A 16,340-nucleotide genomic window follows, 5' to 3' on the forward strand; every position below is an offset into this window, starting at 1 on the left:
TCAGGGCTCCACGCGGGCCGTGTAGGGCGGTGCACAGCCCTTCTTGGAGCTCAGGTCGATTCCCTGGGGCGGAAGGACGTAGGGGTCGCGGAACAGCTGCATGAACTTCATGTCGTCGCTGTTCGCGATGAAGAAGGGATTCGCCAGACGCTCCGGACGGATGTCGACGGACACCAGGGCACCGTTGAACTCCTCGATCTCCCAGGTCGCGGTGAAGAAGCGCCCATCCGGGCTGGGCTCGAGGCTCTTCGCGCGCTCGAGCAGCCGGAACAGGCCCCACTCGCCGGACTGGCTGAGCTCCGACATGTCGCCCTTGGCGTTGAAGACCTGCAGGGCCGCACCCGCTTCTCCCGCTTGTCCGGGCCAGATGAGCCGCTGCCAGACGTTGTCGGGACCATTGCGGTAGAGCATGTCCGTGCCGTCCATGATGAACTTGATGGAGGCGATCTCCGACGCGGAGGCATCCGGTGAGGTCCCCGCCCGAATGCGGATCTGGAACCTGACGTTCGGTTGGGCTTCATCCCCCATGAACAGCGCATCGCCCAGGGCCTCGCTCCGCTCCAGGAAACGAGGCAGTCTCTCCGTGTATTGTCCCGTGGCACCGGGGGACAGCCTTTGGTTCCGCCCGAAATGGATGATGTCGTTGTTCAGGTACGTGGTCACGAAGTCCCGCACCCGATTGTTCTTCGGCCGGTAGAAGTTGATGATGTCGTTCAGGGAGGCATCGACGGGCGAGTCTCTGTTGAAGGGATAGAGGTTGCCCAGCGTGCTCAGGTGGGGACCCGCGATGTCCTCGCACCACTGCTGGCTCTTTCTCTCGGTCTCGCCCTGGATGGTGGTGATCACGATGTTCTCGATGGGGGGCAACAACAGGTTCGAGAACAGGGCGCGGTCGCCTTCCCGGCTATTGACGGTCATCGCGACTTCCCCTTGGATCTTCTTGAGCTGCGCCTTCAGTTGGCCCATCTCCATGGGGTTGTCTCGCACGTCGCGCACGAGCTTGAGTGCCAGCAGGAGGTTGTCTTTGTAGTCCCTGAGCTGGGTGTATTTTTCTTTCTTGTCCTCGGTGAGGTACTCGTCTTTCTCGAAAGCGAGTACGCCACGGAAGTGCAGGCCCACGCTGCGGGCTGAGTACTCCTGTGCTCTTGCTTCTGCCCCCGCTTGCTGTTTGTCGAGTTCTTCCTGGGAGGGGGGACGGATCGCCTTCTCGACCTTGCGGACCATTCGATCCTTGAGGGAGACCTCCTTGACCGTCTGGCTCTCCGGCTGCTTTTCCAGACTGACGTTGTAATCCACGGCCTTCAGGAGCTTGCCCAGGGGCATCGGCTCCCCTCGGGTGAGGCTGGTGAGCATCCGCACGGTCTCGTCAGCGCTTCTCGGTTCCGCGACCCGGATGGACAACAGGAACCGTTCCCACGCCTCGATGTACTTTCGGTAGTAGAGGTCCCGCAGCTCGACGCGCAGCCGGGCCTCGTCTGTTCTCGAGTCGCGGTCGAGGACCCAGACCTGGGACTCACGGAAGGCCTCATCCATGCGTGGTTTGACCACCTCCTCCCACGGGCGCTTCGTGTAGAATCCGGGCACGCGCTGTGTGGCCTTCATTTCAGGCACCACACCGATCATGTCCACCAAGGTCAAATCCGGGTATTCCCGCTCGACCTCGGCCTGGAGCTGCTGGAGGGTGAGCTCCACCAGGGATGTATTGTTGAGCACCCGGCGCGCGTTGCGGACCACGCTGTCGTCCCGAAGAAAGCCGAGCTTCTCGGGGTCCTGGGCCATCATCGCGATGTACATCTCCGCGTGCTGGATGATGGCGTTTTCCACCTTGGTGTCCCGCTCCGCGCCCCGGATGCCCCGCCAGTGGTTGACGATCTGCCAGACCAGCCAGGACCGGTGGGTGGCATCGAGTCCGGGTTCATTCACGCGGTGGGGCTGGGTGATGAGCAGGTACATCTTCAGATCGCTGAATCCCCGGCCGTACGTATCGTTGTTGAGTTCCGCTCCGTGCCGGTCGTGGTTGTCGGCGAGGCGCTGGAGGGCCTGCTTGATGCGATCGTGCTGGCGGCCGATCAACAACTCCTTGAGCTGATTGTTGTAGAAGGACTGTGCCAGCTCGAAGAGGCGATCTCCCTGGTACATGCCCAGTCGCATCCAGAAGGGGGCGCCTTCCACTCGGTGCGTGTTGAGCACCTTGAGCTGTTGCTGCAAGGGCGTCAGCTCCACCACCCGGCCAATGTCGTCCGTGGCGGCGAGCTTCACCGCGGTAATGGTGTCGCGCAGCAGGCGCAAGAGTGCCTTGTTCTCCACGTAAGACACTGCGGGGAGCAGAAGGAGCATGACGGACGTGGCCATGCTCGCGGCGGTGAGCGCGTAGCGCTGTCGGCGCAGGCGGAACTCCTCGATGGAGCTGCGCACCGCGAGCTTCTGGTCCTGGAACATCACCTTGTTGAAGACGTCCCAGAGAAAGAAGCTGCGTCCCTCGGCCCGCTCCGCCGCCGAACGCTGGTGGGCCCCGAAGACCTCGGCCGCGGCGCCAGGCACCTGGTGCTCCGCCATGCGGACGTCTTGTGTCCCGCTGGTGAAATAGAGCCCGCGCAGCACGGGCGTGTCCTGGAACACGCTCTCCATGAACAAGGGCTGGATGAACTCCACCACGTTCTTGCGCAGGGAGTCGAAGCGCTGGGGGAACTGATAGATGCGCTCGCGCGTCTCCAACCGGCGCTCCTGGCCAATGCGCCGGAGCGAGCGCTGCTCCAGCACCGAGGTCAGCTCGTCGAAGCGCTTGAGCAGCAGCTCCGAGGGGGCTTCCCGCTGGGCCGACAGGGGCACGGTGAAGCCCCAGATCTGACCCCGCTCGGAGCGGGGCAGGTCCGCGAACGTCTCCACGAAGCCCTGGATCAGGTCGCACTTGGTGAGCATCACGTAGATGGGCACCACCACCTTGAGCCGGCTGGTGACTTCATCCACGCGCTCGCGGATGCGCTGACCCAGCGCTCCCGCGGCCTGGGGGTCCTCGTCCATCAGGTCCGTGACGCTCACCGTGACCACGAGCCCGTTGATGGGCCGGCCAGGCCGGTTGCGCGCCAGGATGTCGAGGAAGGACATCCACTCGTCCCGATCCTCCTCGCCCGTCGTATAACGTCCCGCCGTGTCCAGGAAGACGGCGTCGTTGGTGAGCCACCAGTCGCAGTTCCGCGTGCCGCCCACGCCCCGGACGGCGCCCCCGCCTCGGCTGGACAGGTAGGGGAACTTCAGCCCCGAGTTGCGCAGGGCCGTGCTCTTGCCCGTTCCGGGCGGTCCGATCATCAGGTACCAGGGCAGCACCGCGAGCGCATCGCGGCCACCGCGTGCCAGCTTGGAGCTCTTGAGCGAGGCCACCGCGCGCGAGAACTCCGCCTTCATGGCCTGGATCTCGGGACGCAGGTCGGGGCGCACCGCGCGGGCCTGCTCCTCGGCCTGGGCGGTGATGTCCTCCTCGAGCTTCCTGGCCGCCGCCGCGCGCGCGCTTCGGCGACGCAGCCAGATCCGGGCGACGAGGAAGACGATGACGACTCCCGTGGCGGCCAGTCCCATCCAGGGGGCGAGGTTCAGCTTGAAGATCGCGCTCCAGATCAGCGTGAGAAGCAGCACGGCGAGCAGGGTGACGATCATGGCTTCTCCTCGCTGGGGGACTTCACCTGGGTGAGGGCGTCGACGTGCCGTTCAATCTCGCGAAGCTCCGAGGCGGCGATGCGATCCAGGCTGAGCAGGAAGCCTCCGTAGACGAGCAGCGCGAGTCCCACCGAGGCCAGGGACATGTTCAGCAACGAGGCCCGCTGCTTGACCGAGGACAGGCTCTCCGAGGGCCGCTCCCCATGCGGCGCCAGGGTGTCGAAGTCGAAAGGGCTGGCGCGCTCGAGCTCCTTCTGCACCGTGTCGATGAGCGTGAGCAGCTCCAGCTCGCCTCCGCGGATGCGGTAGCGGCCCTGGAAGCCGAAGAGCATGCACAAGTAGTACACGCGCAGCACCTCCGTTCCGTGGGCGTCCTTGCGCAGCCGGTTGAGCCGGGTGAAGAAGCCATCCCCCGCCACGTTCTCGTTGAAGTAGTGCAACTGCAGGGGATTGCTGCTCCAGAATTGCCGGTACTGATCGGACTTGCCGAGCACCGTCTCGTCCAGGAGCGCGACCAGGGCATAGGCCATGTCCTGGGCTTCCTGGTGCCCGAAGCCGAGCACCGCGGCGCGCCGGAGCACCTCATCCACCACGCCCCGGAGGCTGTGGTTCAGCTTTTCCGGCGGGGGGACCTGACCCGGCTCCTTCTGCCGGAGTTGAATGAGGACATCGAAGCAGTCCTTCGTGGCTTCGTTGACACGATCCATGACACTCCCAACCCCTGGACGGGACGAAGGCTCACTGGCCGTTGGCCGGCACGGCGAGCAGCTCGATGCTGGTGCGGCTGATGTCGAAGGGGTGCGGCAGGTAGAGCGCTACGTTGCGCTCGCGCATCGCGCTCTTCCAGCAGGTGTCCTGCACCGCGAGCGCGAAGTACGACGTGCCCGGCTGCACGGGGATCTCCGGCGGAGGCCGGTAGGTGACCTTGAGCGGCACACCGGGCGAGGCGGCGTGCACGATGTCGCGGATCTCCGAGGCGCACGCCACCTTCACGAGCTTGGGCAGTTGCGCGGCCACCTGGGCCTCGGGCAATTCGCTGCGCACCGTGAGGAAGAACTGACCACAGCGCTCCAGCCGTTCGTCGGACAAGGCCCCGCGGAAGATGCGGTCCGCGCCCAGTTCCAGCGAGACGGACAGGCACTGCTCCAGGGCCACGGCGCGCAGCAGCTCGTTGAGCCGCTGGAACAGCGCCTCGAAGGTGGTGCGCAGGTGCGTGTACTGGAACGAGGGCAGCGTGGACGGGTCCGCGTCTGGCGTGAAGGTGCACAGCTGACCCGCGCACCGGCTCAACGCCAGGTACAGCTCACGCGGCGTCACGTTGCCGGCCTCCAGGGCGTGCTGGAGGAAGGGGATGACGCCGTTGAGGGCGTTGAGCTCCAGGAACAGCGTCACGTCCGAGGCGGTGAACTCGAGCGCCGCCTCGTTGCGGTGCCGACGACGCGAGGAGAGCGTGCGCTGCTTGCTGATGATGAGGCGCAGCAACAACCGTAGCTCGTTGAGCAGGTAGGGCGAGGCGTCGAGGCGCAGGCAGGGCGGCACATAGGTCGCCACGAGCACCAGGTTGCCGGACTTGTCCCGGGACAGCTCGGCGATCTTGAGGGCGTCGAAGTCGTCCCGATGCTCATTGGCGAAGAGCAGCCGCAGGTTGCGCTGCGCGAACGCCACCGGCATCACGGAGGTGGCGGCGTGCAGATCGCCGATGGGCCGGTTCTTCGGCGTGAAACGAGGGCTGGCGCCCACCTGCCCACTGACGCCATAGCTCTCCACCCCGTTGCGCTCCTTGGGAATCCCCAGGTAGACGCCCAACGTGTGCTCGGACACGGGGAAGTGCCCCTCCACGATACGCGCGGGAGGGGCTTCGTCCTCTCCCCGCATGAAGGCGATGGGCAGGCCATCCGGGAGGATGCCGGAGAAGCGCAACAGCTGGACCTGGCCCGCGCGCAGCGCCTCCATGTCGAATTCCTGCTCCGCCACGCCCCAGGGGTGGGGCAGCAAGGCGCCCAGCCGGGCCTCCAGCACGTTCTCGTGGTACAGGTCCTGTTGCTGCAGGTGGTGGGGGCTCATGAACATCCCTTCCGACCACACCACTCGCTGCGGGGGCTTCATGTCTTGCTCCATGGCGGCGTGAGGCCGCGGTCCAGGCCGTCCGAGCCCAACCCCCCCGCGGCGGAGGACGTCGTCCGCAGCGGTTCGATCTGATACCCCTGCAGCTTGAAGCGCAGCCGCTCGTCCGTGGCGCGGGGTTGGCCCGCGCGGCCCAGGGCCTGCTCGTCGGTGCAGAGGTTGCGCGGCACGGACGGCAACACCGTCATCGTCCGCCAGTTCCAGCCCGAGGGCTGGAAGAACAGGCCCATCACCACCACCACGTGCGCCTTGGGGTCCCGGCTGATCCACCGCTCCACGGACTGGCCCGGGGCCACGGTGAGCTCCGACACCTGGAGCAGATCGTCCTTGAGCACCGCCTCGGGCTTGTTCCACAGGCTGCGAAAGCCCTCCTGCTCCGCGCGAAGGCCATCCTTGAGCTGGAGCACCTGCACGAGCGTGGGCATGGAGCGGCCCCGGCGATCCGGATTGACGCGATCCGAGGCCTCGAGCGTCAGGTGGAAGGGCGGGGGCTTGTCGCACGGCTCCAGCCGCTTCGCGGCGCAGCCTGTCCCCATCAGCAGGGCGAACAGCCCCGTCACGATCCGGGCGGTCACCGGTGGGATTTCAGTCCGTGAATGGGCTTGTCGAGGTGCTGGCATTGATTCCTCTTCGCGACGCTGCATCACGCCGTTCAGCGCCGATGGAATTCTGAACTCACGCCCTGGGTGCGTCTGGGTATCCCGTTTCCCCCTAGGGCTCGCCGTCTTCCCGAGACCAACGCACGCTGTAGGTGAACGAGTCATTGGCATGTCGTGGACTGCACTTGCAAGTTGGAGCCCATAATCTGTTCACCAGGAGTCAAAGACTTGGCTCCTGCGGGTGAATGCCTGTCGGACTCCGCGCAAACCCGTTCAACCCCTGACACTGGCGCAAGCGTTCGCATGAAGTGTGAGGGGGGCCACCTTGTGGGGGGGAGGTTTGTTCCTGTAGTTGCCAGACACCGCGAGGGGTCCGGCGCGTGCTGTCGAATGAGCGGCCCCGCGCATCGAGAGGAAAGGCATGAGCCGAAGCACGCCCGGACAGGTGATGTCGTGGCTGGCGACCCTGCTGACCGCGAATGTCGCGCTCGCCGGGGCGCCAGCCGGATCCCCCGGCTTCGCCCTGGAGCGCCTGGCGTTGAACCCCGGGGCCGCGGGCTCCTTGCTGCTCGGGACGGGCGAGCTGTTGTCCCAGGGCGAGCTGCGCCTGTCGACCGTGTGGCACTACCAGCACAAGCCGGTCCTCCTGGCCTCGGGCAACGCGCACTACCAGATCATCGGCAACCGGTTGACCACCCACCTGTCCGCCGCCTACTCACCGACGACCTGGCTCGAGCTGAGCGCCCAGTTGCCGCTGGTGGCCTTTCAGCGGGGCCAGGACGCGGTCGCGCAAGGCTTCGCGGCGCCTACCCCGTTCGGCGTGTCCACACCCTCGCTGGGGGCCCGCCTGGGCGTGCTGTCGCAGTTGCGTGGACACGCCATGGACCTGGCGCTCGGGCTGAGCCTGGGCCTTCCCCTGGGCAATGCCTCCGGCTTGCCTCCGGAGCTCGGGGCCCATGTCACGCCCCAGGTGATGGTGGGCCGGCGGCTGGGGTGGTTCCGTCTGGGGTTGGAGGCGCAAGCCCTGCTGCGCAAGCGCATCGACGCCACGCCCGATGCCGCCATCCAGCAGGCGGCGCAGGGCAGTGAGCTGCGCCTGGGCGCCGTGGCGGCCACGCTGGGCCAGCGGCTGCGCTGGGAGGTCAACGTGGTGGGGACCTCGCCCCTGGTGGACTCCGCGAAGTCCATGGAGGTGCTGGTGGGCGGCCGCTACCTGCTCAACACCTCCGTGGAGCTGTTCGCGGTGGGCGGAGTGGGCCTGGGCGCGAGCGCGGGAACCCCGTTGTACCGGGTGATGGTGGGCAGTGCCTTCGGGGGAGTGTCGCCCACGTGGATGAAGGGCGAGTCCTCCGTCAACTGCTCGCCTGGCTTCAAGCACACGGTGGACGAGTGCCCGGAGCTGGACGAGGACCAGGATGGAATCCGCAATGTCGTGGACAAGTGTCCCTTCGAGTCCGGAATCCTGGAGCGGGGTGGATGTCCCTTCCTGGATCAAGACGGAGACGGCATCGAGGACTCGCGCGACGGGTGCCCCACCGAGGTTGGACTGGTCGCCTATCAGGGTTGCCCCATGCCCGACGGGGATCAAGACGGGGTGGCGGACGAGGTGGACTCGTGTCCCGCGGATTACGGCCCTGCCGACAACCGTGGCTGTCCGAGGCGGGACAAGGATGGGGATGGGATCGAGGACGACGTGGACGCCTGTCCCCTTCAACCGGGTGAGGCCAAGTTCAAGGGTTGTCCCGAGGAAGACCGGGACGGCGATGGTCTCGCCAACAGTCTCGATAGCTGTCCGGACATGGCGGGCAAGACGGAGAACCATGGGTGCCCGGACCATGAAATCCCCATGGTTTATCTCGAACGGGATCGCTTCGTGCTGCTGGGCCGGGTTTTCTTCGCACCCAACCAGCCGAAGCTGGAGGCGCGCTCCCATGCCCAGCTGGACTGGGTCGCGCGGGTGATCAAGGAACACCCGGAGTTCCACCACATCTCGGTGGGCGCGCACTCGGACAACCGGGGATTCGCCCAGACGAACCTGTACATGACGCAGGCCCAGGCCCAAGCCGTGCAGTGGTACCTCATCGAGCGAGGCGTGGAACCCGAGCGGCTGGAAGCCCGGGGTTACGGGGACACGCGACCCATCGGTGACAACAACATGGTCAGGGGGCGCGAACAGAACCGCCGCGTGGAGTTCAAGATCGTCCAGCCTGACTAGACGGGAACGAGTCAAGGGCGGTGTGCGATGAAAACAGGCCTCTGGGGCGTGTTCCCGGTGATGGCTCTTTGCTCGTTTGAATGCACGGCGGGCTCGGCGCGAAACCCATCGATGCTTCATGCGCGAGGTGAGAGCGGACGTCCAGCGGCCCTGGCGCACATTGCGGCAGCGTACCCGGGACTGGACGTGGAAGAGGATGTAGAGGTGGCGGACGAAGAAGAAGTTTCGCGCCTGAGCTCCGAAGAAGACCGGGACGCGGATGGCCTCGCGAATCATTTCGACAGTTGCCCGGACATGGCGGGGAAGAAGCGGAACCATGGATGCCCGGACCATGAAATCCCGATGGTCATCCTCCACCGGACCCACTTCGAGCTGCTGGGCCGGGTCTTCTTCGTACCCCATCAACCAGCGCTGCATTCCCGCGCCCATGCCCAGCTGGATTGGGTGGCACGGGTGATCAAGGAACACCCGGAATTCCGCCGCATCTCTGTGGAAGCGCATTCAGACAGCCGCGGTTCGCCCGAGGCCAACCTGCTCCTGACGCAAGCCCAGGCCCAAGCGGTGCTGCAATACCTTGTCGAGCGGGGAGTGGAACCCGAGCAGTTGGAAGCCCTGGGTTACGGGGACACACGACCCGTCGCCGACAACGGTACGGTCAAGGGACGCGAGCATAACCGCCGCGTGGAGTTCAAGATCGTCTGGCCGGATTGACACATATGCAGTCCATTCGAGGTGGCTGATGAGGATATGGGTTTTTGGGTTGGTTCTGGCCCTGGCTTTTTGTGCAAGTTCATCTCTGGCGGAAAATATTATTGATTCAAACACTGCCAATCATCTAGATGGACTTGAACTCGGATTGATGCCAAATGGAGTTGTAGTAAAATATCCGCCAAAATATGTCGAGAGCGAAAACAATGGAGTGAGTGGTCCACCTGTCATCAAAGCCTGTCTTGCTCATTCGGGGAATTGCATTCCTGTGGATGCAAGCAAGTGTTCAATCTCGGTTGAGATAAGAACTATAAAAGATGAGCCCACAGGCGTTGGGGCGCAATCCGAGCCTGACTTCGTGCCTGTCTGGCCAGCAGAGGGAAAACAGCCAGTGGTCAAGAATGGAAATGCCGACGACAAACCTGTCGAGTTCTTCCCGTCGGCTTGGGACTGGAATGAGAATTATTGGCTGCCGCTTCGTTTATACGATGTCAGAGCCACGGCCCAATGTGACTTCGCCACTGGTGTTGTTGGTTTTCAATCGGAATACGTGACATTTTTGGTTCAGGAAGGGCAGAGAGGCGAGATTGTTGTCGACGGCGGAAAACCCATAAAATCGCCGACCACAAACAGGAAAGCAGCGTTCACCTATTCATTTCGTGATGGCGACGGTGAGGCCGATTTTGTCTGTCAGGAAGTTTTTCCCGAGGGTTACACAAAATTTCCAAGATTGGGACGTTGTCCAGACAGCGAAACCGGAGTGTCCTTCAGTGATTTAACGCCTGGGACGTATAGATTCTCGATTTATGCGGTTGATGAAGAGGGGCATGCCATCTCGGCGCCAAAATCCATAACCTGGGATGTAGTTCCATTAACGTCGACGTGGAAGATCAAGCCAAAAGAAAAACAGTCGACGGAAATTGAGAGTTATTTCAAGATTTCCGCAAATGAGAAATCTTGTTATAGCTATGTTTTGCGTAAGAGTGGCAAGGTCGAAAACGTAGACGAGGGCACGTCGTGTCCAACCGAAAATTCGGAGCGAATGGAGTGGTATGACCAGTCGCTTAAGGGCATCGGTGCAGATGATTTTGGGTTGTACACGCTTCAGGTCAATGTTTTGGATGTCTACAAGAACGAGGAGGCGCCGCCCAAGATCCATAACTGGTATATGGATTTGACTGCTCCTGTGGTTGGGTTTGACGGCTTTGGCAGGAAGGGAAAGGACGGCATTGCAATTACCAAGGAGGTAAAACCAAAAATTTATTTTACTGTTGATGACGAAGGCAGTCTTGTGCGGGTTGGCATTCCTACTCAATTCCCCTCTGTGTCTGTTCTGGCGCATGAATCAAGTCGGGCCGCCGGACTGAGCAGGTGGGTGATAGATATAGAGGGGCAGGACATGTCGTTGGAGCCTGGGTATCATCTTGCTCGGCTATATGTTGAGAATAAGGCTGGCGGTTCTGTGGAGACTGTATTTGTATTTCGTGTTGATAACACCCCCCCTGTTGTGTCCATCTACAGTAAGCCAGAGAAAAAGAGTGAGTCGCAAAAGGCATCTTTTAGGCTGGGTTCAAGCGAGCCAGAAACTAAGTTCTGGTGCAGTCTTGTTGATTGGGGCGACATTGCGATTGATGAGGACGTTCCAACAGATGAAGCTGTGAAGATTAAATGCGCGGAGCCGTTGGAGTTTGTTGAGTGTCCATTCGATTACTCACGTGAGGACCTGAATAATCATGGCTATAGCCTTTGTGTTTATGGTGAGGATGAGGCGGGCAATCCAGGACCGCTTGATTCTTGGTCTTGGAGAGTGGTTGCTAGAGTACCCGCTGATGCCACGATCCTGGAACCAGCCGACGAATCCATTGTAGAAACTTTGACGCCAGTTATTTCCGGTTGGGCCGAATTAGGAAGTACGGTGCACGTTTTCGTGGATGACGAACCGCTGGGGAAGACGGTCGCCACGGACGCGGCGACGGGTGCTTTCCGTTTACCCGTGAAATTGCTTAGGGACGGGCGGCACTCCTTGCGCACGAAGGTTGTTAGTAGTTCAGGAAACAGCAGTGCTGAAAGCAAAAATAAACATACTTTTGACGTAGTGTTGCCGCCAGGTTCTATTCCAGAAAAGCCAAGCGTCACGGGTGGTGGGGTTGGCTTTTCCTGTGCCGCAGCCAGCGCTTCTCCTGCTTGGTTGCTGCTGGCAGGCACCCTGTGCTGGTGGGCTCGGCGTCCACAACGGCGTTCGTGGCCTGATTGAACTCAAGGTTGAGACGTGTCGGCGCTGTTCGTTTCCGTAGCGGTCCGAGGCGCATTGTCGATGGGGGAGACCCAAACGCCCCGGAACCGTTTCCGAGTGGGGTCTTTCAATCGCTTGCACTCGACTCCGTCGATCTTGTGCGTGCCGTCGTCGCTCAGCACGAGGATCTTGTCCTCGTTCTCGTAGGACACGAAGGCCTCGGGATTGAGGCCGGTGAAGTCCGCGCCCTCCACGGGCGTGGGTTTCTCGGCCGTGCCGTCCCAGACGAACAGGCGTGAGCCGTCATTGCCGGACGGCGAGCCGCCGATGATGAGGTAGCGGCCCCGCCAGCGCGTCATCGAGCGGATGCCCTGGCCGCCCAGGTCCAGCAGCACCACGGGCCCGAGTTGGGCGGGCTCGCCGTTCACCATCTCCACCGGGTTGAGCAGTGACACCGCGAGCGCCTTGCCCGCAGGGCGTGGGTTGCGAAAGCCAATCAGGAAGGACTTGCCGTCCGCCATCACCGTCATGCCCTCCAGGTTGAAGCCGCCCTCCTGCTTGGGCGCCCGCCCGACCGCCTCGGCCAGTCCGTAGGTCTGCAACTGCGGCGCGGCGAGCAGGTCATCGAGCAGCCGCGTGTACGGCTTGCCCTCGAGTTGGAGCGCCTGGCCGTCCGCCGCCTGGCGGGTGGCGAAGAAGCGCAGCCGGTTGGCATCCGCCTGCCCGGAGCTCCGGCGCCCATGGGATGTCAGCCAGAAGGCCAGGGGCGGAATGGCGGTGGCCGCCTCGATGTCCGTCTCGGGCGACTGCTGTTTCTTGCCCGGGGGCAGGCCCAGGGCGGGGGAGAGGTCGAAGGTCCGCACGGGCCCGCCCCCCTGGCGGCTGTCGTAGACGCGCAGGACGTTGTTCTCGTCATCCCCCACGAGGAAGCGGCCGTCGCTCAGCTCCACGGCGCCCGAGGCATCACAGGTTCCCTCGAAGGTGACGAGCGGCCGGGCGGGGTCGGGCGGTGCGGCGGGTTCCACGGGCGTGGCGCCCAGGGCCGCGGACAGGAGCAGGGTGAGCGCGAGCATGGTGTCCTCCTCGAGGGGTCGGGCGTTGGCGCCGGATTTCCCACGGAGGACAGACCCCGGGCGGGCTCCATGGTTAAAATCCCTCCGGGATGAATTTGTACGCGGAGATCGCCACCCTCGTCGCCGAAGGCCGCCCCTTCGTGCTCGCCACCGTCATCGAGAGCGCGGGCAGTACGCCCCAGAAGCCCGGCTCGAAGATGGTCGTGCTCGAGGACGGCTCGCTGCGTGGCACCGTGGGCGGGGGCGCCATCGAGTTCCAGATCATCGAGGCCGCGCGTGCCCTGTTGCGCTCGCCCGAGCGCACGCGCACCTTGGAGACGCACCTCACCCACGAGCTGGGCATGTGCTGCGGCGGCCGGATGAAGGTCTTCCTGGAGAAGCAGGAGGCCCCCGCGCGGCTCACGCTCTATGGGGCGGGGCACGTCTCCCAGGAGGTGGCCGCGCTGGCACACCGGGTGGGGTTTCGCGTCACGGTGGTGGATGCGCGCGCGGCGTGGGCCTCGCACGAGCGCTTCCCGGGCTGCGAGGTCCGCGTGGAGGATCCCGCCGACCATGCACGCGCCTGTCAGCCGGACGGGCACGACTTCTTCTGCATCACCACGCACGATCACCCGCTCGACCAGGCCGTGCTGGAGGCGCTCCTGCCCAAGCCGGGGGCCTACCTGGGGGTCATCGGCAGCGAGCGCAAGGCGGCCCGCTTCCGCATGCGGCTGGAGGCGGCGGGATTCAGCGCGGAGGCCCTGGCGCGGGTCCGCTCGCCCATGGGCGTGACCATCGGAGGCCTCACGCCCCAGGAGATCGCCGTGTCCATCGTGGCCGAGCTCATCCAGGTGCGCCGGGGCGCGTGACGCTCAGCGCTTCTTGAAGAGGGCCTCGGCGGCGGACACGAGGGCGTCCTTGCCGGGCGTGTCGCTCCGGCCGCCCTCGCCGATCTGGTACAGGTCGCAGAAGTTGGGCGCGTCCTTGTCCGAGGGCACCTCCGCGAAGGGCTCCTTGCACTGTTTGGGCGCGCGCTCGTCGAAGTGGCGGCAGTTGTGGCACGAGCGCAGGGGCTTGCCGCAGTGGGGGCACGTGTCGCGCCGGCCCACCTGGTTGCCCACGACGTCGAGCACGCCGCCACAATGCCCACAGCCCGGCATGCGTCAGGCGCGCGAGCGGGGAAGGTGGGCGCGCACGGGGACGGGCACCGGAATCGGCTCGGCGCGCAGCGAGGTGTCGTCCAGTCCCTCGGTCGCCTCATCCAGCGCGCCATTGATCCGGCGCAGCAGACTCAGCACCCACGCGCAGGCCGCCGCCGCCGCCGCGAAGAGGATGCCCAGCGTCTGCACGCGCTGCCACAGGTAGGCCTGCTCCAGGACCGCGCGGCGCTTGGCGAACGTCTCCAACTGCTGGGAGGCCACGGCGTCGTTGAAGCTCTGGGTGTACTCGGTGGCCTGGGCCCGGCTGCGCTCCATCAACCACGAGGCCTCCGAGCGCAGCGCCTCCGCCCGGTGCCAGGCGCCCACCGCGCAGCCCGCGCACAGCACGCCCACGAACAGCGCCGTCGTCACGCTCAACAGTCGCATGCCCCCTCCGGCTCTTCGAGGTTTCCGGGGACTCGGGGGCCTCCGGCACCGCTCCGCTTTGCGAAGACAGTAACGGATGCTAGGGACCGCATCCGCCATGGGCAAGCCCTACCGTCCGAAAGACCACTATTTCAAGAAAGCCAAGCAAGAAGGGCTCCGGGCCCGGTCCGCCTTCAAGGTGGATGAAATCCTCAAGCGCCATCCCTTCTTGAAGAAGGGCGCGTCGGTGTTGGACCTGGGCGCGGCGCCGGGCGGCTTCTTGCAGATCCTCGCCGACACGGTGGGGGCCAACGGCCGGGTGATTGGCGTGGACATCGTACCCATCCGGCCCTTCTCCCAGGCCTTCGTGAAGACGGCGGTGCTGGACGTGCTGGCGGACGACTTCGACGCGAAGCTGCTCGCGATGTACGAGGGGCCCTTCGACGCCGTCATCTCCGACATGGCGCCCAAGACGAGCGGCATCCGCACCACGGACGAGGCGCGCAGCCTGCGCCTGGCGCGCAAGGCGCTCGAGGTGTCGCTCACCCGGGGCCGCCCGGGCTCGGCCTTCGTGGCCAAGCTCTTCATGGGCGGCGAGTTCGAGGAGTTCCGCGACGAGGTGCGCGCGGGCTTCGAGGAGGTGAAGCTGGTGCGGCCCGAGGCCACCCGGGGCGCGAGCATGGAGGTCTACATCGTCGGGCTGCGACGTCGGGTGGCCCCGGCGTCGGCTCCGGCTTAGAGAAGGAACCCATGCCGCCCACGGACACCTTCGTCGTCGAGGACATCAACGAGGCCCACGGTTTCGCGCGGCTGCGCGCGGAGGGCGCGGGAGCCCAGGCCCACTGCGGCCTCTTCCCCGAGCAGCCCGACGGGGAGCTGAGCCCCCTGCGCCTCCAGGTGGGGGACCGGGTCTCCGGCCAGCGGCGAGGCCAGACGGTGTCCCACGTGCAGTGGCTGGAGCGGGCCGCGCCGCCCCGGGAGTGGGTGGAGCGCATGGAGGGCCTGCTGGGCGCGCTCGCGGCCCGGGGCCTGCCCGTGTCCGCGGCGCCCGAGCCCCTCGCGGAGCACCTGTGGCGTCAGGGTCCGGGCAGTCCGCTGCTGGAGCTGCTCGAGCCCCACCTGCGGCTCTTCTTCGACTGGAAGCACGCCCACCCGTTCGAGGACGAGGGGCTGCTGGAGCGCGTGGCGAAGGCCACGGCGGAGCACCTGCCGGGCTTCTCCGCGCGGCCGGTGCCGGGCGCGCCGCGCTTCCAGGTGGAGCCGGGCGGGCACGTCGTCACCGGCGACGCGCCGGACTGGGACAACCCCATGGGGCTGTTCGAGCTGCTCGTGGAGCACATCAACCAGGAGCTGGGCCGCGCGGGCTCGGCGGTGCGCTGGAGCCCGGTGCGCGACAACTGGGTGCTCGCCCCGCCGGACGTGGTGGGGCTGTTGCTGGACAACGGCGTGCTCCAGGGCCGGGCCTCGGCCTGAGCCCCGCCTGAACTTCAGACGAGCAGGGGCGCCTGGCTGGCCACGCGCTCCACGCAGGCCGCCACGTCGTTGGTGGGCGAGTTCACCACCCGGGCCACCTCCCACAACTCCAGGGGTGAGGCCTCGTCCGGCCCGAGCAGGGGCTGGAGGGTGGCGGCCTCCTGGGGCTCGGGGCGCAGCCAGAGGTCCTGGGCCTCGGGCTGGAGGATGACGGGCATCCGGTCGTGGATGGGCGCCATCACGGCATTGGGGCCAGTGGTGAGGATGGTGCAGGTGCGCAAGACCTCGCCCGTGTCCGGGGCCGTCCACTCCTCCCACAGCCCGGCGAAGGCCATGGGGCGGCCGTCCTGGCGGTGGAAGTAGAAGGGCGTCTTGGGCTTGGTGTTCTGCTTCCACTCGAACCAGCCATCCACGAGCACCAGGCAGCGGCGGCGCTTGAGGGCCGAGCGGAAGCTGGGCTTCTCGGCCACCGTCTCGGCGCGGGCGTTGATGAGCTTGCTGCCAATCCCGGGCTCCTTGGCCCACGAGGGGATGAGGCCCCAGCGCGCCGTGTCGAGCAGGCGCGTGCCGTCATTGAGCACGACGGGGATCTGCTGGGTGGGGGCGAGGTTGTAGCGGGGGCGCTCGATGGCCGAGCGGACACCGGCGAGGTTGAGCTCGCGGGCGATGGCGAGGGCGGGGGTCTGGATGGTGACGCGTCCACACATGCCCCGAGTATGC

At 65.3% G+C, this 16,340-nt stretch carries 14 protein-coding genes; 6 read left to right on the forward strand and 8 right to left on the reverse strand.

Features of this window, described 5'->3' with window-relative positions; translation table 11 throughout:
- The 4 genes from tssM to tssJ are packed head-to-tail and all read right to left on the reverse strand — an operon-like array spanning position 1 to position 6,350.
- Entirely contained in the window at positions 1-3,651 is a 3,651-nt protein-coding gene (gene tssM / locus I3V78_RS17200; protein ID WP_204489467.1) for a type VI secretion system membrane subunit TssM, read from the reverse strand.
- On the reverse strand, positions 3,648-4,358 hold the full coding sequence (locus tag I3V78_RS17205) for a DotU family type IV/VI secretion system protein (protein WP_204489469.1): 711 nt from the start codon (positions 4,356-4,358) through the stop codon (positions 3,648-3,650). Before I3V78_RS17205 ends, tssM begins: the two co-directional genes overlap by 4 nt.
- A 31-nt stretch (positions 4,359-4,389) precedes the next feature.
- The gene (tssK, locus tag I3V78_RS17210) at positions 4,390-5,757 is read right to left on the reverse strand and encodes a type VI secretion system baseplate subunit TssK (protein WP_204489478.1); all 1,368 of its coding nucleotides are present in this window, start codon (positions 5,755-5,757) and stop codon (positions 4,390-4,392) included.
- Positions 5,754-6,350, reverse strand: coding sequence for a type VI secretion system lipoprotein TssJ (gene tssJ / locus I3V78_RS17215; protein WP_338023633.1), 597 nt, complete (start codon positions 6,348-6,350; stop codon positions 5,754-5,756). Before tssJ ends, tssK begins: the two co-directional genes overlap by 4 nt.
- Positions 6,351-6,795: 445 nt before the next feature.
- Here tssJ and I3V78_RS17220 point away from each other — a divergent pair, with 445 nt between their 5' ends.
- From I3V78_RS17220 to I3V78_RS17230, 3 genes are all read left to right on the forward strand, one after another.
- Positions 6,796-8,589, forward strand: a complete 1,794-nt coding sequence (locus I3V78_RS17220) for an OmpA family protein (protein ID WP_204489482.1) — start codon at positions 6,796-6,798, stop codon at positions 8,587-8,589.
- A 204-nt stretch (positions 8,590-8,793) separates the two neighbouring features.
- Positions 8,794-9,300 carry an OmpA family protein gene (locus tag I3V78_RS17225; RefSeq protein ID WP_204489484.1) on the forward strand — a complete coding sequence of 169 codons (507 nt, stop codon included), beginning with the start codon at positions 8,794-8,796 and terminating at the stop codon, positions 9,298-9,300.
- 49 nt (positions 9,301-9,349) lie between these two features.
- Positions 9,350-11,551, forward strand: coding sequence for a hypothetical protein (locus I3V78_RS17230; RefSeq protein ID WP_204489485.1), 2,202 nt, complete (start codon positions 9,350-9,352; stop codon positions 11,549-11,551).
- Between the two features lie 2 nt (positions 11,552-11,553).
- Here the strand turns inward: I3V78_RS17230 and I3V78_RS17235 are convergent, their stop codons facing one another.
- The gene (locus I3V78_RS17235; protein WP_204489486.1) at positions 11,554-12,603 is read right to left on the reverse strand and encodes a DUF3616 domain-containing protein; all 1,050 of its coding nucleotides are present in this window, start codon (positions 12,601-12,603) and stop codon (positions 11,554-11,556) included.
- Positions 12,604-12,692: 89 nt separating this feature from the next.
- Between I3V78_RS17235 and xdhC the strand changes: the two genes are divergently transcribed.
- A complete protein-coding gene (xdhC, locus tag I3V78_RS17240) occupies positions 12,693-13,451 on the forward strand; it encodes a xanthine dehydrogenase accessory protein XdhC (RefSeq protein WP_204489487.1) in 759 nt (252 codons plus the stop codon).
- Between the two features lie 3 nt (positions 13,452-13,454).
- Here xdhC and I3V78_RS17245 read toward each other — a convergent pair whose 3' ends face one another.
- Both I3V78_RS17245 and I3V78_RS17250 read right to left on the reverse strand, forming a co-directional pair.
- Positions 13,455-13,742 carry a hypothetical protein gene (locus tag I3V78_RS17245; RefSeq protein ID WP_204489488.1) on the reverse strand — a complete coding sequence of 96 codons (288 nt, stop codon included), beginning with the start codon at positions 13,740-13,742 and terminating at the stop codon, positions 13,455-13,457.
- A 3-nt stretch (positions 13,743-13,745) separates the two neighbouring features.
- Positions 13,746-14,168, reverse strand: a complete 423-nt coding sequence (locus I3V78_RS17250; protein ID WP_204489489.1) for a hypothetical protein — start codon at positions 14,166-14,168, stop codon at positions 13,746-13,748.
- A 76-nt stretch (positions 14,169-14,244) separates the two neighbouring features.
- Here I3V78_RS17250 and I3V78_RS17255 point away from each other — a divergent pair, with 76 nt between their 5' ends.
- Both I3V78_RS17255 and I3V78_RS17260 read left to right on the forward strand, forming a co-directional pair.
- Complete coding sequence (locus I3V78_RS17255; RefSeq protein WP_204489490.1) at positions 14,245-14,886, forward strand: SAM-dependent methyltransferase; 642 nt, start codon at positions 14,245-14,247, stop codon at positions 14,884-14,886.
- 11 nt (positions 14,887-14,897) lie between these two features.
- Positions 14,898-15,620, forward strand: coding sequence for a hypothetical protein (locus I3V78_RS17260; RefSeq protein WP_204489491.1), 723 nt, complete (start codon positions 14,898-14,900; stop codon positions 15,618-15,620).
- Between the two features lie 14 nt (positions 15,621-15,634).
- On the opposite strand, the gene I3V78_RS17265 is transcribed toward I3V78_RS17260, so the two are convergent.
- Positions 15,635-16,327, reverse strand: coding sequence for an SOS response-associated peptidase (locus I3V78_RS17265; protein ID WP_204489492.1), 693 nt, complete (start codon positions 16,325-16,327; stop codon positions 15,635-15,637).
- Between the last annotated feature and the right edge of the window lie 13 nt (positions 16,328-16,340).

The sequence above is a fragment of the Archangium primigenium genome (genome assembly GCF_016904885.1).
Taxonomy (GTDB): Bacteria; Myxococcota; Myxococcia; order Myxococcales; family Myxococcaceae; genus Cystobacter; species Cystobacter primigenius.